Source organism: Cylindrospermum stagnale PCC 7417, assembly GCF_000317535.1.
GTDB classification, from domain to species: Bacteria; Cyanobacteriota; Cyanobacteriia; order Cyanobacteriales; family Nostocaceae; genus Cylindrospermum; species Cylindrospermum stagnale.
In genome coordinates, this window is the sequence record NC_019757.1 from 719045 (window position 1) to 738983 (window position 19939).

General features: G+C 43.1%; 13 protein-coding genes. 6 read left to right on the forward strand and 7 right to left on the reverse strand.

Features of this window, described 5'->3' with window-relative positions:
- Positions 1–11: 11 nt before the first annotated feature.
- The 3 genes from CYLST_RS03030 to CYLST_RS03040 form a co-directional block, all read right to left on the reverse strand.
- Entirely contained in the window at positions 12–1433 is a 1422-nt protein-coding gene (locus tag CYLST_RS03030) for an ATP-binding protein (RefSeq protein WP_041232935.1), read from the reverse strand.
- An 8-nt stretch (positions 1434–1441) separates the two neighbouring features.
- Positions 1442–1810 carry a response regulator transcription factor gene (locus tag CYLST_RS03035; RefSeq protein ID WP_015206230.1) on the reverse strand — a complete coding sequence of 123 codons (369 nt, stop codon included), beginning with the start codon at positions 1808–1810 and terminating at the stop codon, positions 1442–1444.
- Positions 1811–2108: 298 nt separating this feature from the next.
- Positions 2109–2996: a hypothetical protein gene (locus tag CYLST_RS03040; RefSeq protein ID WP_015206231.1), complete on the reverse strand. Its 888-nt coding sequence runs from the start codon at positions 2994–2996 to the stop codon at positions 2109–2111.
- Positions 2997–3447: 451 nt separating this feature from the next.
- Between CYLST_RS03040 and CYLST_RS03045 the strand changes: the two genes are divergently transcribed.
- Positions 3448–6030 carry an adenylate/guanylate cyclase domain-containing protein gene (locus tag CYLST_RS03045; RefSeq protein ID WP_015206232.1) on the forward strand — a complete coding sequence of 861 codons (2583 nt, stop codon included), beginning with the start codon at positions 3448–3450 and terminating at the stop codon, positions 6028–6030.
- Between the two features lie 11 nt (positions 6031–6041).
- Here CYLST_RS03045 and CYLST_RS03050 read toward each other — a convergent pair whose 3' ends face one another.
- The gene (locus CYLST_RS03050; protein WP_015206233.1) at positions 6042–6620 is read right to left on the reverse strand and encodes a DUF2808 domain-containing protein; all 579 of its coding nucleotides are present in this window, start codon (positions 6618–6620) and stop codon (positions 6042–6044) included.
- 229 nt (positions 6621–6849) lie between these two features.
- On the opposite strand from CYLST_RS03050, the gene CYLST_RS03055 reads away from it, so the two are divergent.
- On the forward strand, positions 6850–7341 hold the full coding sequence (locus CYLST_RS03055; protein ID WP_015206234.1) for a hypothetical protein: 492 nt from the start codon (positions 6850–6852) through the stop codon (positions 7339–7341).
- Positions 7342–7423: 82 nt separating this feature from the next.
- On the opposite strand, the gene CYLST_RS03060 is transcribed toward CYLST_RS03055, so the two are convergent.
- Both CYLST_RS03060 and CYLST_RS03065 read right to left on the reverse strand, forming a co-directional pair.
- Positions 7424–7726 carry a TMEM165/GDT1 family protein gene (locus CYLST_RS03060; protein ID WP_015206235.1) on the reverse strand — a complete coding sequence of 101 codons (303 nt, stop codon included), beginning with the start codon at positions 7724–7726 and terminating at the stop codon, positions 7424–7426.
- Between the two features lie 18 nt (positions 7727–7744).
- Complete coding sequence (locus CYLST_RS03065) at positions 7745–8221, reverse strand: TMEM165/GDT1 family protein (protein WP_015206236.1); 477 nt, start codon at positions 8219–8221, stop codon at positions 7745–7747.
- A gap of 364 nt (positions 8222–8585) precedes the next feature.
- Between CYLST_RS03065 and CYLST_RS35700 the strand changes: the two genes are divergently transcribed.
- Positions 8586–8807: a glycosyltransferase family protein gene (locus CYLST_RS35700; RefSeq protein ID WP_051056091.1), complete on the forward strand. Its 222-nt coding sequence runs from the start codon at positions 8586–8588 to the stop codon at positions 8805–8807.
- A gap of 173 nt (positions 8808–8980) precedes the next feature.
- Positions 8981–10927: an APC family permease gene (locus CYLST_RS03075; protein ID WP_015206237.1), complete on the forward strand. Its 1947-nt coding sequence runs from the start codon at positions 8981–8983 to the stop codon at positions 10925–10927.
- A gap of 158 nt (positions 10928–11085) precedes the next feature.
- Here CYLST_RS03075 and CYLST_RS03080 read toward each other — a convergent pair whose 3' ends face one another.
- Positions 11086–11634 carry a pentapeptide repeat-containing protein gene (locus CYLST_RS03080; protein WP_015206238.1) on the reverse strand — a complete coding sequence of 183 codons (549 nt, stop codon included), beginning with the start codon at positions 11632–11634 and terminating at the stop codon, positions 11086–11088.
- 398 nt (positions 11635–12032) lie between these two features.
- Between CYLST_RS03080 and CYLST_RS03085 the strand changes: the two genes are divergently transcribed.
- Both CYLST_RS03085 and CYLST_RS03090 read left to right on the forward strand, forming a co-directional pair.
- A complete protein-coding gene (locus tag CYLST_RS03085) occupies positions 12033–13865 on the forward strand; it encodes an ABC transporter ATP-binding protein (RefSeq protein ID WP_015206239.1) in 1833 nt (610 codons plus the stop codon).
- Positions 13866–14029: 164 nt separating this feature from the next.
- Positions 14030–19807, forward strand: coding sequence for a phytase (locus tag CYLST_RS03090; protein WP_015206240.1), 5778 nt, complete (start codon positions 14030–14032; stop codon positions 19805–19807).
- Positions 19808–19939 lie beyond the last annotated feature (132 nt).

Below are 19939 nucleotides of genomic sequence, written 5' to 3' on the forward strand. Positions count from 1 at the left end.
CTTTGATATCTTTATCTCACTTTCAGCGGTAAGCAAATCGTAAAAATTGCCCCCTGATTGGCTGTGCTGCTGGCTGTGATGCTACCATGATGAGCTTCGATAATCCGCTTGGCGATCGCTAATCCCAGTCCGTTACCATTACCTTGACGGGAGGGATTTGTGGTGTAAAACTGCTCAAAAATCCGAGGTAAATCATGCTCACTGATACCCGTCCCCTGGTCTTTAATTCTCACAACTGCTAGATTCCCCTCGTTGTACCCAGAAATAAAAATCTGGGAATTGGGTAAAGAATGTTTGATGGCATTGTCCAGCACATTTAAAACAGCTTGTAATAACCGCTCCGGATCGCCTTGTATCAGTAAGTCAACCACATTTACTCGCGCAGATATGCCGATTGTTTGCATCCGGGGTTCCATTGCACCAACAGCACGGTTAATCAGGCCAAGCAGTGAGATGGGTTGTTGTTCCAATTGATAGACACCCGCTTCCAAGCGTCCTAAATCGAGCAAGTCATGAATCAGTCGTGATAAGCGTTTAATCTCGTTCTCGATAGTTTGGAAAAAGCGATCGCGCAATTCCGGTTCTTCATAAGCTCCACTTCTCAATGCGTCTACCGTTACCTGAACATTGCTGATGGGTGTGCGAAGTTCGTGAGACACATTTGCTAAAAAAACCCGTCGCTCTTGATCAAGGGAAGCTAACCTTTCACTCATCCGGTTTAGCTCTGTCGCTAACTGATCTAACTCATTGTTTTCATGAATCTCAAGCTTATCGCCAAAATGGCCACTACCCAAGCGAATCGCAAAGTTCCGCATAGTTTCAATTGGTTTTGAGAGACTGCGAGCAAAACGAGTGCTAATCAGCGCACAGAGCAAGATTGTTAGCGCTAGCGTCCCCAACACACTCCAAATCACTCTAGTAAACTGATTCTGAACCTGATTTAGAGTGATAGACAATCGCACTACACCCAGTAGTTGACCGTCACGCACAATTGGTCTAGCAACATAGAGGCGATCTTCATTTGTTAAAACTCCTTTTGAAAAACCTTGTTCTATACGATTTTGCAGAGCTGCCGACACACCAGAAACCTGGTACCAGTTTGTGACCTTTTTATCGCCATTTGGGTCAGAAGTGGCTAGCAGACGACCTTGTTGATTAAAAATGCGGAGAGTCACATTTTGTGGCGCACCATACCGCTGCACCAACACCTCTACTTTCTGAAGATTTTGTTCTGCTAAGGCATCTGCTGCACTCTGGCTTAAGGCATTTGTCCAGTTATCCAAATCCATTTGTCGCGATCGCATGAAGTAGGCATAAAATGACCACAGGATGTAGCCTGCCATCAAAGAAGTTCCTAAGGTTATCAGTAGCAGGTATGTGGCTAACAGCTTGGTATGAATGGTATTTAACTTTATACTTGGCAACCAGCCCATGATTTAGATTAATCCCCAGAACGACGGCGCAACACTGCTTTTACTCGTGCCAGCAGTTCACGGGTGTTAAATGGCTTGGTGACATAATCATCTGCTCCTGCTTCCAAGCCCCAAATTTTATCAATATCCTGATCTTTAGCTGTTAGCATGACGATCGGAACATCTGAAAACGCCCGAATTCGCCAACAAACTTCCATACCGCTAACCTCTGGTAGCATCAGGTCAAGCAAAATTACATCCGGCACTTCTTTGTGGAACTGTTTGATGGCACTATGCCCATCTGCTGCTGTTGTCACGGTATAACCTTCTTTTTGCAGCGTGTAGGTAAGGCTCTCGCGTAAGGATACTTCGTCATCCACCAGTAAGACGTGCGGCATTTTACTTTAGCATTAACTGTTAATTTTAGCCTGTCAAGAAGTTGCTTTTCTGGCATCCATCCTAGGGTACACATGACTTGTAAAAGGCGAAAAAGGCGAAAAAGGCGATCGCATACAGCAATGGGTATGCGCCGGTTATAGTGCAATACCGTTGGTGTGAAGAAAATTGTAGTAGGGGTTGAACGAAGTGAAACCCAACTTTCGTTGCCCAAATGTTGGTTTATGCCTCCGGCTCCCGTTAGGGATACGTTCCTCTACCCAACCTACGTAGATGTTGAGTTTATGACAGGCATAATCTTTATTTTAAAAATTGGTTGTTACAATATTCTTGGGTAGCTTTGACATCAGCAATTTCTACTTCAGTCGGCTTTTGATTAGTTCCATTAATCAAAAACTCACTAGCACCTTGACGTGGTTTGTTAGGGTTTCCCCAATCATAAGTATAACCCAAACCTGTCCAGGGATAATTTTGTTTACCAACTGCATAAGAATCTGTATATATCTTTTGCAAAACAGGATATTTATCAAGAACAGTTACAGGTAAAGCTTTACAACTAGAATCATTGATTTCTGGATCAATACATGGTCTGCTTAAATCTTCGGCTTTTACCCACATTTCCACAAAATGCGTTTTCTCGGAATTTTTATTTAAAACTAAGCCTAAATATTGCTGCAATCTTAGAGAAAGCATGATATTGCCAGGAATATCTATCCCTGTACCTTTACAGTTTTGGCAAAAATCTTTAACTTCAGACGCTGCTGTTAACCAAGATTGACGTTCTATATTTATTTTTGCCCCCCGCTTCCACTCTTTAGGTATGTATTTTCCCTGTGTCCAAATGACCATCAAATATTCATCTTTACCGTTATTATTTCTCATCTTGATTTTAGGGTTGCTGGCTGACAATGACCAAAGATTGTTAACCACCTTGTCCTGGCTTGGTTTTTTGGCATCCTCAATACCTGCCTCTAGCTGCTTTTTCAAATAGTTGTAACTTTCTGGCTTATTTTTCTCTAGATATTCACTGACCTTTAGGTTTGTTTCTGATTGGGCTAACGAATCTTTGTTTAAGGTAGGTGTATTCTGTAAAGGAGTTTCTGTCGCCAATAAACTGGAATATCCAACCGCAAAAAAAGCACCTGTCAAGCCTAAAAATAAATTATTTTTCCAGTTTTTGATAGCCATTATACTTTCTTACTTAATAGAACTTCCATAAAAGTAGCATGAAAGACTTGATTGACCTAAGTAATTGATAAATTACTTCTACATTTCGGACTTAACTAATCAGGACTTACGCAAAAATGATGTAAGAGCAAGGATTTACCGTAGGGGCAATTCATGAATTGCCCCTACATTTCGTACTTGATGCGTAATTCCTACTAATATCTGACATCAGAGTTCAAAACCAAGCTTGAGGCGCAACCCAATTAATTGACTTAGACCTAAAAATATGGTATGCACGGGTGTATCAGCGTGGAGTAGAGTAGATGTTAGTAAAAATGACGCCGGCTGAAAAAGTGAATTAAACTGAAGATAATATCAAGGAATTCTTGCTAAAAGCTACACTTACGTAAATTTAATGGCATTGTTAAATATATATATCTAAAATCTAATCCTGTTATATTAAACGCAAGATATGTCTGTGCATCAACCTAGTACTGGGGAGACCGCCTTGATTATTGGTGTTCACAACCAAGAAAACCACGATTTACAATTAAATCCTGCGCCTGTGGGTGCTCTAGCTACGAGACAAGGAACTATTTCTAAGTTTCTCGCTCCTCTAACTCAGGATACTTTTAAACAGGTCGTTCGGGAAGTTGAGCAAAAATTACAGATTGTCCATCAAACCCTGTCAATGTTAGATTCTCAGGGATTTGACACAATTTTGCAAGAAATGTTGCATTCGATTACCTTGAAAATCGGGGAACTACTGGGAGCTGACCGGACGACAATCTTTTTGTTGGATGAAGAAAAACAAGAACTCTGGTCTATTTTGGCTGAGGGAGAAGGTAATCGCTCTCTAGAAATTCGTGTCCCCGCGAATAAAGGGATTGCGGGTGAAGTCTCGACTTTTAAGTATGTAATCAACATACCCTTTGATTTTTATAACGATCCACGTTCAGTATTTGCACGGGAACAAGAAAAAAGAACTGGCTACCGCACCTACACAATGTTGGCTTTACCGCTGTTGACTGAACAGGGAAAATTAGTCGCGGTAGTCCAATTATTGAATAAATTAAAACCTCTAAATTATCCAGATGCTCCACTTTCAGAGCGAATTGATACCAGGGGCTTCACTAGCGCTGATGAGGATTTATTTCAAGAATTTGCGCCTTCGATTCGACTGATTTTAGAGTCGTCGCGTTCTTTTTATGTTGCTACCCAAAAACAAAGAGCGGTAGCGGCGCTGATGAAGGCGATTAAGTCCCTGAGTCAAAGTAGTCTTGATTTAGAAGATACTCTGAAGCGGGTGATGGATGAGGCGAAGGAACTGATGAACGCCGATCGCAGTACACTATGGTTAATAGATCGCGATCGCCATGAGTTGTGGACGAAAATTCCCCAAGACGGGGGAACAACCAAGGAGTTGCGAGTACCAGTAGGTAAAGGTTTTGCAGGGATAGTCGCGGCTTCTGGCAAAAAGCTAAATATCCCCTTTGACTTGTATGACCATCCAGACTCTGATACGGCTAAACAAATTGACCAGCAAAATGGTTATCGCACCTGTAATTTACTTTGTATGCCAGTATTTAACACCGATCAAGAATTGATTGGCGTTACCCAGTTGGTCAATAAAAAGAAATTAGGCGATTTTCCCGCTTATAATCCGGCTGACTGGCCCGATGCTCCCGAACTCTTTCAAGCAAGTTTTGACCGCAATGACGAAGAGTTTATGGAAGCTTTTAATATTCAAGCGGGAGTAGCTTTGCAAAATGCCCAGTTGTTCGCCAAAGTCAAGCAACAAGAACAAATGCAACGGGACATTCTGCGGAGTCTTTCTGATGGTGTAATTTCTACTGATAAAGCCGGACTGATTATCACCGCTAATGAAAGCGCTAAATCCTTGCTAGGACTGAATCAAGAACACCGTTTAGAAGGTCAATTAATTAGTGATGTCATTAGCCTCAAAGAAGGAGATTTTACGAAGTGGTTTAGAGATGCTTTATGTAGAGAAGATTCAAAAAACTCTCGGCAATATTACCCTGATCGCGGACTCGTGACTTCTGGCACTGAACAGCACAGTATCAATTTATCATTGAACACGATGGCTGATGTTAGTGAACAAGAGCAGGTGTCTGGGGTGCTGGTGGTGATGGAAGATATCAGCGATGAGAAGCGCCTCAAGAGTACGATGTACCGCTACATGACCCAGGAATTAGCAGAAGAGTTGCTGAAACTGGATGATGCGAAACTCGGAGGCGATCGCAAAGAAGTTTCCATTTTATTCTCTGATATCCGTGGCTACACCTCTTTAACAGAAAATTTGGAAGCTGAAGAAGTGGTGAGTATGCTCAACGATTATTTTGAGTCAATGGTGGAGGCAGTTTTTAAGCATAAAGGCACTCTAGACAAATATATCGGTGATGCCATTATGGCTGTGTTTGGTTCCCCCCTAGCCTTAGAGGAACACGCCTGGATGGCGGTGCAAACATCTCTAGAAATGCGCGATCGCTTAGTCGAATTTAATCACCGTCGCCATGCAGCTAATAAGCCGATGATTAGCATTGGTATTGGCATTAATTCTGATACCGTCATTAGTGGCAATATTGGCTCTAGCAAGCGGATGGAATTTACTGCAATTGGCGATGGTGTCAATCTTGGCTCCCGACTAGAAAGCATTACTAAACAGTATGGTTGCGATATTGTCATTAGTGATAATACTTATCAACCCTGTCAAAATAATATTTGGGCTAGGGAACTAGATTACATTCGCGTTAAAGGCAGAAATGAACCATTAGCTATCTACGAATTATTGGGTTTACGTTCTGACCCCATTAGTAGCGCCAAACTGCAAGTCATTGAGCATTATCACAAAGGACGAGAGTATTATCTCAACCGTCAGTTTACATCTGCCAGTGTTGAGTTCGCCAAAGTTTTGGCTATTGAATGCCATGACAAAGCAGCTATGTTATATCTGCGACGTTGTCAACATTGGTTAAAATCACCGCCATCAGATGCAGATTGGGATGAGGGTGTCTGGACATTTAAAGAGAAATAAGGTTTCTAAAATTACCACCCATAGGGAAAGCCAAAACGGTTAAAACCACGACTGTAAAAATGCAGCCGTCCAAAACCAAGAAATTGACCATGAGATTTCTCACCTGTAGGAAAAGCCGTGACTCCAAACAGATAAACACCCTCAAAAGATGGATTTTGCCACGGTTTCAGAGCAATTGTGATGGTTTTACCTGGAGAAACCGGCGGAGCAAATGTTAGGGACACTGTTCGCGTTTTTTGGTTGCTAGTCGCGTCTTTTAGCTGTAACCTCTGCTGTTTGCGGGAGCGAGTTCCTTCAAAGGCGAAACTATTCTGAAAATCATAGCGAATATTATCTACTCCCTCACGCTGGTGAATCGTGATTCTTTGCAAGGGTTCCCCTGCATCTTCTGGCAAGCTGACAGTGAAATAATATGTCGCACCCCATACCCTAACATCATTAAAAGTAGTCGCTGTCTCCACCAATCGCGGGGGATGGGCAAAATATACCGTGCCATCTTGCAACTGAATTGCTTGACTCGGCTTGTCAGCATTTCCCCCAATAACTGAGATAGCAATTAATGCTGTGCTGAATAAAAGTGCAACGCGCATTCAAATTTTAAAATTTAGTTTCTGGTTTAATTATCATTAAATAACTAAATAAACAATTAAAAATTCACAAATAAATTTGTCTTTATTATAATTTCGCAATCAAACTTAATAACATCAAAAATAACTGCGATCCATCGCTCGCATTATTAATTGTTAAGGATAATTGATTTCTATTGTCAAATTAACTTCTGTAGTGAAAACTAAAAAGACAACACCAGCAATTATTCCTATGAACGCTATTTCTTCCAACATTGAATTCAAGCGCCCAACTTGGCAAACCGCCATTATGTTGACTTTGGGCTTTTGGCTGAGTGCTAGCTTAGTTTTAGATTGGGTAATTATGCCTAGTCTTTATCTTTCTGGCATGATGAACCAAGCTGGTTTTAGTACAGCAGGCTATGTGATTTTTTGGAATTTTAATCGCATGGAGTTATTATCTGCTGCTGTAGTGTTAACCAGCGTTCTGGCTTTGAGCAAAACTCAATCTCAATGGCGTCAGCGCGGTATTGTTTTATCTGTACTATTGCTCGCTGTATCTTTACTAGATACTTATTTTTTCACTCCGCAAATGTGCGCTGTCGGCATTCAACTCAATTTATTTGAAGCTGCTGCGGCAATTCCCGCGACAATGAATTTACTACACGGCGGTTATTGGTTACTAGAAGCCGTGAAGTTGGTAGCTGGTGGTATGCTTTTTAGCTGGTGCTGGCGTCAAGCTTAAGCTAAGTGCGGATTATTGGCAAATGAAATGTATAGGTTGTAGTTGCGTTGTCTTTTCCCAAACGCAACTACGAGGATGAAAGTTAAGGCGTTGGTTCAGAATCTGCTTCAGCCTCATTGCTCGGTAACAGCAGGCGGATTGAGAGGATGGCAAATCCTACAGCAGCGATCGCTTTTAACAAGCGAGTGGGTAATAATTCCGCTACTGCTCCCCCTGCTAATGCGCCCAAGAAGCTGGTTAACAGCAGTGCCCCCGCCGTGCCGAAAAACACAGCCTTCTGAGATTGACTCCGACCTGAAAGTGCGATCGCCGCTAACTGACTTTTGTCACCTAATTCTGAGAGAAAAACTGTAATATAGCTCAGTCCTAAAAGATGCCAGTTCATAATTAAATTTCTCTATAGTTAATTACTTGTAAATACATCCCAAAACAGCATCAGAGAAATCAGCAGCAACATCACGCCTGCTGATTTTTCTACTGTTTTTGGGCTAAGTCGGTTAGCAATCCAACCACCCAAAAGCACGCCTAATAAGCTGGTGGTTATCAATGCCGCCCCAGAACCGATAAACACCACCCACGGTGCATGAGATTCTGCACTCATTAACAAAGTGGAGAGTTGAGTTTTATCACCAATTTCTGCGAGAAAAATCGTAATAAAGGTTGTGCCGAAAACTACCGCCGCTGATTCCTGCTTTTTGGGACTATTGACAACTACAGATGTCCCTGGCTCAATGATTGAGACTATTTCTAAAGAAGGTTGTTCTTCTAGAGATACTGCCTGTGCAGTCGTTAAGAGAGAATCGTGGCTATCTGTTGGTTCTGGCTGGCTTTCAGTCTCAGATATGCCAGAAGAGCTTTTAGGTGCAGAGTCAAGTTTCACAGGTAGTAGTTCTAGGTTGTTTTCATATTTTTCTCATTTTCTCAGATTATTGTCATAAATTGCAACTGTTCAGGCTAAATTGCCGAAATATATAGCTTTATCGGGGTCTACTCAATTGTTGGACTTGCTCAAGGGCACGAACTCCACCCCATGCCAGGTAATCTTTAACCCTGCTATCCAAGTCCGAACCACTGAAGCCTAGAGCACGCTCAAAAAGATAGAAGTCAGAGAAAACAACTGAGAAATGTTGGACATACATACCAAATTGATATGAAGTTGCATAGAATAAGATATGAAAAAAAATTAACCGCAGATAAACGCAGATAAACGCAGATTAAAGATGGATAATTAAGCCGCAACCCCCATGGCAAGAGCAAAACAACTGTTTTCTTACCAAGGACGCAGCTTTATACTCCATGCGGTAGAAGTTGCTCTGGCTTCTCTCTGTCAGCCTATTATAGTAGTGTTGGCAGCTTATGTAGAACAAATTAAGTCAGAACTAATACCAAAGCCAGTGCAAACTGTTACTCGCACTTCTACGGGTAAGTATATTGCTAGTATTTTGTGTGAAACCGAGATAGAATAGTGTCCCCAAATTACTCAAAATATTGGCTTAGATTTGGAAATAAAATTTTATCTCGTTACTAATAGTGGTGAACTAGTAAATGATAGTGATATATCTTTGTAGTTCAAAATTTTAATAAACCACGAAAGCTCAAATAAATCACAAAGTCGACTTTTGCGACTTAACCGGATTAAATGGCTAAATCAATTGTTTCAAAAAAACGACTCAGCAAACAGTTAATCCGCTGGTTGCTGGAAGAAGACCGACGAGAGAAAGAAGGCCCTTACAGCAAAGAAGAACCACACCGCCAGCATTCTTGGTGGCAGGTGATGTGCCTGACTGGTGTGGATTATTTCTCAACCCTTGGCTATCAACCTGGTATTGCAGCATTAGCAGCTGGCGCTCTTTCTCCTTTAGCGACCTTGATTTTAGTTTTGTTGACGCTTTTTGGAGCATTGCCTATATATCGGCGGATTGCTGCCGAAAGCCCTCATGGGGAAGGGTCGATTGCCATGTTAGAGCGTTTGCTGCCCTGGTGGCAAGGCAAATTACTTGTATTGTGTCTACTCGGCTTTGTGGCAACTGACTTTATTATTACTATTACCCTTTCAGCTGCTGATGCTACAGCCCATATCGTCGAAAATCCGCTGACTCCAAATTGGTTTCACGGTCAGGGCATTGCTATCACGCTGATATTAATTGCATTATTAGGGGCAGTTTTTCTGAGAGGTTTCCGAGAAGCAATCGGTATTGCAGTATTTTTGGTGGGAGTTTATCTGCTGTTAAATTTTATTGTAGTTAGCGTTGGTCTGTATCAAATCCTAACTCACCCAAGTGCGATCGCTAATTGGCAGACTGCACTGACTGCACAATATTCTCACCCCTTGTCTATGCTCGTCATCGCTCTCCTCGTTTTCCCCAAGCTAGCATTGGGATTATCAGGCTTTGAGACTGGGGTGACCGTTATGCCCCTGGTAAAAGGTAGCAGCAGCGACACCCAACATCAGCCGAGAGGAAGGATTCGGAATACACGCCATCTGCTGACGACTGCGGCTGTGATTATGAGCTTCTTTTTGCTCACCAGCAGCTTGATCACTACTTTACTAATTCCAGCGGCAGAATTTGCCTCTGGGGGTAAAGCCAACGGACGCGCCCTCGCTTATCTGTCACATCGATATTTAGGTGATGGCTTTGGCACAATTTACGATTTGAGTACTATTTCCATTTTGTGGTTTGCAGGTGCATCTGCAATGGCTGGGCTACTCAATATTGTGCCGCGCTACCTGCCGCGTTATGGCATGGCACCCAATTGGGCAAGGGCTGCACGACCTCTGGTTTTGGTGTATACAGCGATCGCATTTGTGGTGACAATTATCTTCCGGGCCAATGTGGAAGCCCAAGGTGGGGCTTACGCAACCGGTGTGCTGGTGTTGATCACTTCAGCTGCTTTGGCTGTAACTTTATCAGCCCACCGTCACAGGCAGAAGCGGCAACAACTGGTCTTGGGAACTATTACACTGTTATTTATCTACACCACTGTTGTCAATATCATCGAAAGACCAGAAGGGATTAGAATCGCTGGGTTCTTCATCGGTACGATCATTTTTACCTCGCTGATTTCTCGCGTTTGGCGTTCAACAGAACTGCGAGCAGAACGGATCGAAATTGACGAAAATGCCCGCCAATTCCTTGCCGAAGAGAGCCAGGGAGCAATCCGATTGATTGCTAATCGGTTGAATGTGGGCGATGTCCAAGAGTATTTGTTAAAAGAGAAAGAAGTGCGGGAAGATAACCATATTCCGCCCAATGACCCGATTGTTTTTTTAGAAATTCTGGTGTCCGATGCCTCGGAATTTGCGGATGTGATCAGAGTCAAAGGAGTGCAAGTTGGTGATTACCGCATCTTACGGGCTGAGAGTGCAGCGGTACCAAATGCGATCGCCGCGTTACTGCTTTATATTCGAGACCAAACGGGTAAAATTCCCCATGCTTACTTCGGCTGGGTAGAGGGAAACCCGATACAATACTTACTGCGTTTTATCTTGTTTGGTGAGGGCGATATCGCTGTAGTCACCCGTGAAGTCCTCCGTCGGGCTGAAAAGAATCCCCATCAGCGTCCTGGCGTCCATGTCGGGGGTTGATCAGCAATATTGCAGACATTAAATGTGTGTTGTTTCTACTGACTGAATGGCGATCGCTATTCAGTCATAGCAGTGAAAATTAAATATGCATTATCCTTTTGTAGGGGCATAACTTTGTAATCATTATGCCCCTACAGCAGATCATGCTTACCAGAGAATCAGCCACTACCAGCCCAGGTTATCCATTTATGGGATAAACCTATATGCAAAATTTCGCTAGTCATCTCTAGTTCGGTGATGATGGCGCCATTTAAATCTGCGCCATTGAATTCCGCCTCGTTGATATTGCTACCAATCAAATTTGCCTTTCTGAGATCTGCACCAGTTAAATCTGCGCCACTTATTTGCGCCTCGCTAAGGTTTGCATCCACCAGGCTGGCCAGAATTAAATTTGCACTCCGTAAATCTGCGCGGGTTAAGTTGGTTTCTTGCAAGTTAGCTCTAATCAGGTCAGCACCGATTAAGTTGACCTCACTCAAGTTAGCACCTTGCAAATTAGCTTCATTCAAGTCAGCATCAGTCAAATTTGCCCGACTGAGGTTACATCCGCTCAAGTTAGCTTGACTGAGGTTAGCACCACTCAAGTCAGCTTCAGCTAAATTAACACCACTCAAGTCAGCTTCACTCAGGTTGGCTTGATGCAGGGTTGCTTTATTAAAATTACGTTCTCCTGCTGTATAGAGAGTCAGGAGCTTGTTCGCATCCATAGGTTCACCTCGCAATGTCCGAAGGTAAATAAGTCTAGTTGTGAGTCACACACCCCAAACCACACCGAAGACAATTTATTGAGTTGCCAGCAAACAGAATCTTAGCTAAAACTTGTTATCCTATTGTGCTAGAGGTTTTGGTGTTTTGAACATTTGCTTAATGGAAATATATTTACGCAAGTGGTAATGACGCGATTTTTGAAGTTACAGTCACAACGCATTGATGCGCGATTACCTCCCAAAAGTTCAGCTGCTCTGCGGGGTGGTTGAAAGTAGCCATAGATCAGAATTGACATTCGCAGTCACTTGAGTGCTGGGAGTTTCACCAAGTATTGAGATGATACATATAGTTACAGTCATGCTTAAGAAAGCAACTTGCCAAAAAAGCTAACTAAAATATGAAGATTAAAAAAAAACGAAATGTCCTACACCAATCATTGGCGATTTTCTCCTACAGTGGAAGGGCTATCAGCTTAGTATGGACTACTAGCCGCTCTCTGACTATTCTGCTGGCTACTTTAACATTAGTGGCTGGTCTTTTACCTGGGTTGATATCTTACATTGGTAAGTTAATTGTTGATGCAGTAGTCATTGCCTCTCAAGGCAATCTACAGAGCAATGGTTTTGCTAATAATTCTCACCCTTTATTGTATGTAGGCTTAGAAGCGATCGCGATAGTTTTACTAGTAGGCAGTCAAAGGGGACTGATCATTTGTCAGTCGTTATTGCGGGCCCAACTTGGTCATCGAGTGAATGTACTGATCTTAGAAAAGGCGCTGACCCTGGAACTAAGCCAGTTTGAAGATTCAGAATTCTATGATAAATTGACCAATGCACGGCGAGAAGCATCAGTTCGTCCCCTTGGACTAGTAAACCGCACCTTTGGGTTAGTGCAAAGTGCCCTTTCTCTTGTCACCTACGGTATTTTGCTAGTGAAGTTCTCAGTTTGGGCAGTAGTGGTGTTGATTTTAGCAGCTATACCTGTATTTATTGCCGAAACGAAGTTTGCCGGAGACGCCTTTCGCCTATTTAGTCGGCGTGCGCCAGAAACCCGCCAACAGCAATACTTAGAAAGTCTGCTAGCCAGAGAAGACTATGTGACAGAAGTCAAACTCTACCAACTTGGAGAGATGCTGTTAGGACGTTACCACAATCTGTTTGATCAACTCTACGGCAAAGACCGCGATTTAACTTTGCAGCGGGGACTATGGGGATATCTGCTGAGTTTAGTGAGTACCGTTGCCCTTTACATAGCTTATGCTTGGATTGTGTTGGAGACGGCGGCAGGTAGGATTACTTTAGGAGATATGACCATGTATCTCACCGTATTTCGCCAAGGACAGTCTACTTTTTCTAGTGCCCTGACTTCTATTGGCGGGATGTATGAAGACAACTTATACCTGTCAAATCTCTACGATTTCCTCGAAGAAAAAGTCCGAAAGCCTTGGGGTAAGGCAACAATTGGTTTAAATCCCCAAGATGGTATCCGGTTTGAGAATGTCTCATTTACTTATCCGCAAAGTTCCTTCCCTGCGTTGAAAAACATTTCGCTGCATTTGAAACCTGGCGAGAAACTGGCAATTGTCGGTGAAAACGGTTCCGGCAAGACTACCTTAATTAAGCTGCTTACCCGACTCTACACCCCTGACTCTGGGCGGATTTTATTAGATGGCTTGGACTTGCAAGAATGGGATGTAGATGTGCTGCGGCGTCGCATTGGTGTGATTTTTCAGAACTTTGTCCGGTATCAGTTTACTGTGGGTGAGAATATTGGCGTGGGTGATGTAGAACATTTAGAAAATGAAACCCGCTGGCAAACTGCTGCTCAAAAAGGTATGGCTCAACCTTTGATTGACAGATTACCCCAAAGCTTTCAGACGCAACTCGGTCGTTGGTTTAAGGGAGGACAGGAACTTTCAGGGGGAGAGTGGCAGAAAATTGCTTTGTCTCGTGCGTTTATGCGATCGCAAGCAGATATCTTAGTTTTAGATGAACCAACATCGGCAATGGATGCCCAAGCTGAGTTTGAGATTTTTAACCATTTTCGTGCCCTCACTCAAAATCAGATTGTTTTATTGATTTCTCACCGCTTCTCGACAGTCCGGATGGCTGACCAAATCGTAGTCATAGAAGGTGGCGTTGTCGCTGAACTGGGAACCCACGAAGAATTATTACAGGCTGGAGGACGTTATGCTAGGTTGTTTTTGTTGCAAGCCGCCGGTTATCAGTAGTCGCTGAAGATTCAAGATTTTTGCTTTGGATCTTCGTAAAAAGTCAAAGGATTTTAAACTATACGTTCCTAACTCTTAACTTTGGACTGTTATGTTTATACGCAGTCAATTTCTGAACAGCGTAAATAACATCACATTTCTACCAAATACCTGAGAATTAAACTATGGTAACTGTCAACACCATCCGCTTTGCCCAGTTCAATGCTTCCCTGAATCGCAACACAGAAGGTCAGTTAGCCACAGATTTATCTACTCCAAACAATGCTCAGGCAAAAGCTGTTGCAGAAATCATTCAGCGCCATAACCCAGATATACTACTAATCAATGAGTTTGACTTTGCTGCAAGCGATCCTCTACAAGCTGTAAACCTATTTAAACAAAATTATCTTGGTGTTAGCCAGAACGGTGCAACACCTGTTAATTACGCCTATGCTTACATAGCTCCTTCCAACACAGGTATTGGTTCCGGGTTTGACTTGAACAACAACGGTACAGTGGTTACTACCCCAGGTGCATCGGGATATGGTGATGATGCCTACGGTTTCGGAAATTTCCCCGGTCAGTTTGGGATGTTACTGCTGTCTAAGTATGAAATTGACACTGCTAGCGTCCGCACCTTTCAAAATTTCCTCTGGAAAGATATGCCGGGGGCTTTACTACCTGATGATACAAATACACCCGAAGCAAATGATTGGTATTCTTCAGAAGAGTTGAATGTATTCCGTCTTTCTTCCAAAAGCCACTGGGATGTGCCTATTAAGGTAAATGGGGAGACGATTCATGTTTTAGTTAGTCATCCTACTCCACCGACCTTTGATGGAACTGAAGACCGCAACGGTAAGCGTAACCACGACGAGATCCGCTTTTGGGCAGACTATATCACCCCAGGTAAAGGCGATTATATCTACAATGACCAGGATAAAAAAGGCGGTCTTGCTGCTGGATCAAGTTTTGTGATTATGGGTGATCAGAATGCTGACCCGTTAGATGGTGATAGTGTAGATCAGGCGATTCTGCAACTGTTACAAAATCCTGGTGTTAATACTAATGTTATTCCCGCTAGTCTTGGCGCTCATCAGCAGGCAACTTTACAAGGTGCGGCAAACACTAACCAAAAAGGCAATCCTAGTTTTGATACCGCAGACTTCAATGATGCTGCTCCTGGTAATCTGCGGACTGACTATGTACTACCCTCATCTGACCTCCAAATTGCTAACTCAGGAGTTTTCTGGCCCGTAAATAATGAGCCGACATTTTCTCTTGTAGGTAGTTTTAACTCTAGTCTTGCTGGTGGGTTCCCCAGTTCAGACCATCGCTTAGTGTTTGCAGATGTGCAGGTTGGCCCAACGGCAGCGGGTAAAACCGTTGCTAATTTAGAATTTCTTGGACAGGCTAAGTTTGACACAGGCTTTATTCCCACTGGTGCAGCGGGAACTGTGGAGGGACAACAGGCTCCATTAGGTGGACTGTCTGGTGTTACCTACGATGCCGCCAACAATCACTACTACGCTATCTCAGACGATCGCTCGCAAAACGCCCCTGCCCGATTCTATACCTTCAATAATGATCCAGGCAGTAATGGGATCAATGGGGTGGTGTTTACCAATGTCACCCCCCTGAAAGATGCTAACGGCAATTTTTTTGAACCTAACAGCCTGGACTCAGAAGGTATTGCACTAACCAACAATGGATCTGTTTTCATCTCTTCTGAGGGTGAGGTAAATCTTGGTGCAGGTCGTGTCACCGACCCCTTCATTAAAGAGTTTTCTCTATCTACGGGGCAGGAAGTGCTAACCCTGGCTGTACCCAAAAAGTTCTTACCAGTAGTTCAGGATACTAACGGCAACAATATTGTTGATGCCGAGGATACTCAGATATCAGGCATTCGCAATAATTTGGCCTTTGAAAGTCTGACGATTACCCCTGACCAAAAGACTTTATTCACAGCTACAGAAAACGCCCTGTTTCAAGATGGGTCAGTTGCTAGCACTAGCACAGGCTCTCGTTCTCGCATCTTACAATACAACTTGACGAGTGGGCAGCCAGAAAAAGAATATCTCTACATCACTGATCCGGTAGCAGTAGCCCCTAATCCTGCTGAGGCATTTGGTACTAATGGCTTGGTAGATTTACTAGCAATTGACAACCGAGGGACTTTGTTAGCCTTGGAGCGTTCTTTTTCTAGTGGGGCTGCTGGTACAGGCAACACGATCAAAATCTACGAAATTTCTCTGCAAGGTGCGACTGATATTAGTACTATTGACTCACTCAGTAGTTTGAATAACAATCAACTTGCAGCAATCGCACCTGTTCAAAAGCGCTTGCTGTTAAATCTTGACTCGCTTGAAGTGCCGACTGGATTAGACAATGTGGAAGGTCTAGCTTTCGGACCCAAATTAGCAGATGGCCGTCAATCCATCGTGTTGGTGAGCGATAACAACTTCAGTGCCACCCAATTTACCCAAATTCTGACTTTGAGTGCAGACTTAGTACCGACTGCTACCCCCACCGTCGAAACCCGTCCTGATTTGTTTGATGATGAAGATATCGCACAGTCCCCGATAGATCAGAATGCTGATGCTGATGATCCGGCGATTTATGTGAATGCTAGCGACTCAGCTAAAAGCTTGGTGCTGACTGCGGTGAAAAATGCCGGACTGCGGGTTTATGACTTGTCTGGTAATTTATTGCAAAGCGTTAATCCTGGGGGCATTCGCTACAATAACGTAGACCTGCAATATGGGTTTAAGTTAGGTGGACAGACAGTTGATATTGCCATAGCAAGCGATCGCGAAAATGATCAACTAGCAATCTTCAAAATTAACCCAAATCCTGCTGATGGTAACTACCTAGAAGAAATTACTGATAACAGTATTGGCACTCTCTTCCAAGCAGCACCCTTTAGTCCCCCTTATGAACCATCAGAACTGAGCGCTTACGGGCTGGCAATTTACCGTAGTCCCTTCACTAATGATTACTATGTCTTTGTTAGTCGTCGTGACACTGGAGATGTAGCGCAATTCAAACTAATTAACAAAGGCAATGGCAAGATTGGAGCAGAACGTGTACGAGAGTTTACCATACCCACCACTGGCGATCGCTCTCCTCAAACTGAAGGTATGGTTGCAGACCAGGAAACAGGCTTCCTTTACATTGCTCAAGAAGATGTGGGTATTTGGAAGTTTGATGCAGAACCTAACGGCGGCAAAACTGGCAAACTAATAGATAAAGTCAAAGATTTAGGTGGAAGTTATCTAACCAACGATGTCGAAGGACTAACCATCTACTACGGCAAAAACGGTACAGGCTACTTACTCGCATCTAGCCAGGGTGACAACACCTTTGCAGCCTACACCCGCGAAGGCAACAACGACTTTTTAGGGCGTTTTGGTGTTGGTAACAATGGGGCAATTGACAGCGTTCAAGAGTCCGATGGTGCAGATGTAATCAACGTCCCCTTAGGCCCCAACTTCCCTTATGGTCTATTTGTCACCCAAGATGGTAATAATGAAAGAGCCAAACTAGTTGAAGATGACGGTGAATTAGTAAATGTCAACTCCAACTTTAAGTTTGTGCCTTGGGAAAATATCGCCAATACTATCCCCGATATCCTCAAGATTGACACCACCAGTTATGACCCCCGCAATCCTGTAGCCCAGCCGAGATTAACTACCTATGAATTTACTGACTTACCCCAATTAGGAACCACCTCCAAAGGTGAAGATATTTTCTTGGGTGGTTTCTCTGGGTTGTACTTCCAAGGAATTGCTGCTAACGGTAACCTCAAGTTTGTTACCCACACAGATAGAGGTCCAAATGGAGAAACAATCGGTCAAAGCAGACCATTTCTATTACCCAGTTTCCAGCCAGAAGTAGTCAGCTTTGAACTCAATCGGACTACAGGTGAGATTGAAATTACCAAACAAACAAAGTTATTCCGTCAAGATGGTACAACTCCATTAACTGGACTGCCTAACCTGCAAGCTGGGGTTGGTGGTACAGCTTATACCGATGAAATTGCTGTTGACTTGGATGGACAAGCTCTAACTAACGATCCTTTTGGGGCTGATTTAGAGGGGATTGTAGTTGCAGAAAATGGCGATTTCTGGATGGTGGATGAGTACCGTCCGGCAATTTACCACTTTGATCGCAACGGGAAGTTAATTGATCGGTTTATTCCCAAAGGAACGGCAATTGCACCCAACCCAGACCAATCGGCGGGAACTTTTGGCACTGAGATATTACCAGAAATTTATGCTCAACGCCGCAACAATCGCGGATTTGAAGCTGTGGCGTTAGAAGGTAATAAGCTTTATGCATTTATCCAAAGTGCACTCGATAATCCAGACAACGGCAGTGATACAACATCTAGAGGTTCCCGTAATCTCAGAATTCTAGAATTTGATATTGCATCTAAAAAGGTAACAGGTGAATATCTATATCTTCTCGATGAGATTACAGCTAGTGGTAACGCCAAAACAGACAAACTAGGCGATGCTGTTTCCCTTGGCAATGGTAAATTTGTGGTTGTGGAGCGAGATGATAGAAGTGATAACACTGCTAACAAACTGCTATACCAAATTGATTTAGCAGGAGCAACTAATATTAACAAACCCGCTAACTTTACCTTGCCACTTGGGAAGACAATTGAACAGTTGTCTCCTGGGGAGTTAACCACTGCCAAAATTACGCCAGTGAGCAAAAGTCTCGTTGCTAATGCGGCTCAACTTGGTTACACTGGGGTAGAAAAATTGGAAGGACTGGCATTAGTAGCGCCTAACACCTTAGCGCTGATTAATGATAATGACTTCAACGTTGCCGGGCCAACTCCTGTAAAACTGGGCATTTTGGAATTACCCAAAAACTTGCCAGTAGCCTCCATCACAGATGAAGTTGATGAACTAACATTCCCACCCACTAAACTGAATAAAATTAGTGATGATATATTTGTAATTGCTGGTGGTTTTGGTCAACCTAAACTTCGAGTTACCCTCACAGGATGTAATTCTCAATCTGTCAACGAATTAGGTGTTTTTACTGTTGATGATGCCGAGGGGAAAATCGATGGGATTGCTCCCGGTGCAGTAGGTTACACTCAAGCTGCTTTAGCAAGGTCTAAAGTAATTTTCTCAGCTATTGCCAATATTCCTAATGGCTTTAATCCGATTAATCTCACTAGGAAATTGGCATATAACTATGGTGAGCAATTGAGATTTTACCTAGTCAAAGACGGTTCAATTGATGCCGTAAAAAACAACAGTACATTCAACAATGAAATAATTTTCTCTAACTCCTTCACTCAAGAAATCACAGACTTAGGTGTTGATGGTTTTTCTCTGGCTTGGAATGATGGTTCTGGTAATACTTTCCAGGATTTAGTAGTGAAAATTAACGCTACTATTGAATCCTTGCCTCTGGGTACAGCTTTGCAAGACAATTCACCAGGAGAAGTTATTGATTTACGGGATGTTACCAGTTTGGTAAAAGCTGAGTTTACTGTTAACCGAGAAGCTGCTTTTAATAACTTTGTTGGTTTCTATCAGGTGACTGATGCTAATGGGGGAATTGATACCAACGGTGATGGTAATGCAGATTTTATTCCTGGACAGACTGGATATATTCAAGCTGCAATTCAGGGAAGAGTAGCAGGTATGGATTTAATAGTGAATAACCAAGGAACAGCAACTTACACTGGCACCTTCCAACCTGGCGCTATATTCGCCCCATTTATGATTGTCGATGGTAGACCCGATGCCATTTTCGATAGTAATCTGAATAATGATCCAGCGGTTTATTTCCCATTCTTAGGGGCTAATGCAGATAAAGTAGACCACATTCGCTTGTTAGCGGATAACACTTTTGGCTTTGAGGATCTACCAAATGGTGGTGACAAAGATTACAACGATGTGATCGTGAGCGTCAATTTGACAGCGATCATCTAGAGATGAAAAAGGGTAGGGACGATTGATCAATTGTCCCTACCCTTTGGATTTCGGGCAAGGCATAATTATAATTATTTTCTGGAGATCTCCAAAGGCTACCTAGCCAAATTTAACGGGATTGGCAACAAGCCA

Bases quoted from the DNA above. Each gene is read 5' to 3' on its own strand.
- CYLST_RS03035 (WP_015206230.1), bottom strand. From the start codon at position 1,810: ATGCCGCACGTCTTACTGGTGGATGACGAAGTATCCTTACGCGAGAGC.
- CYLST_RS03030 (WP_041232935.1), bottom strand. From the start codon at position 1,433: ATGGGCTGGTTGCCAAGTATAAAGTTAAATACCATTCATACCAAGCTG.
- CYLST_RS03080 (WP_015206238.1), bottom strand. From the start codon at position 11,634: ATGGATGCGAACAAGCTCCTGACTCTCTATACAGCAGGAGAACGTAAT.
- CYLST_RS03045 (WP_015206232.1), top strand. From the start codon at position 3,448: ATGTCTGTGCATCAACCTAGTACTGGGGAGACCGCCTTGATTATTGGT.
- CYLST_RS03050 (WP_015206233.1), bottom strand. From the start codon at position 6,620: ATGCGCGTTGCACTTTTATTCAGCACAGCATTAATTGCTATCTCAGTT.
- CYLST_RS03075 (WP_015206237.1), top strand. From the start codon at position 8,981: ATGGCTAAATCAATTGTTTCAAAAAAACGACTCAGCAAACAGTTAATC.
- CYLST_RS03055 (WP_015206234.1), top strand. From the start codon at position 6,850: ATGAACGCTATTTCTTCCAACATTGAATTCAAGCGCCCAACTTGGCAA.
- CYLST_RS03090 (WP_015206240.1), top strand. From the start codon at position 14,030: ATGGTAACTGTCAACACCATCCGCTTTGCCCAGTTCAATGCTTCCCTG.
- CYLST_RS35700 (WP_051056091.1), top strand. From the start codon at position 8,586: ATGGCAAGAGCAAAACAACTGTTTTCTTACCAAGGACGCAGCTTTATA.
- CYLST_RS03060 (WP_015206235.1), bottom strand. From the start codon at position 7,726: ATGAACTGGCATCTTTTAGGACTGAGCTATATTACAGTTTTTCTCTCA.
- CYLST_RS03085 (WP_015206239.1), top strand. From the start codon at position 12,033: ATGAAGATTAAAAAAAAACGAAATGTCCTACACCAATCATTGGCGATT.
- CYLST_RS03040 (WP_015206231.1), bottom strand. From the start codon at position 2,996: ATGGCTATCAAAAACTGGAAAAATAATTTATTTTTAGGCTTGACAGGT.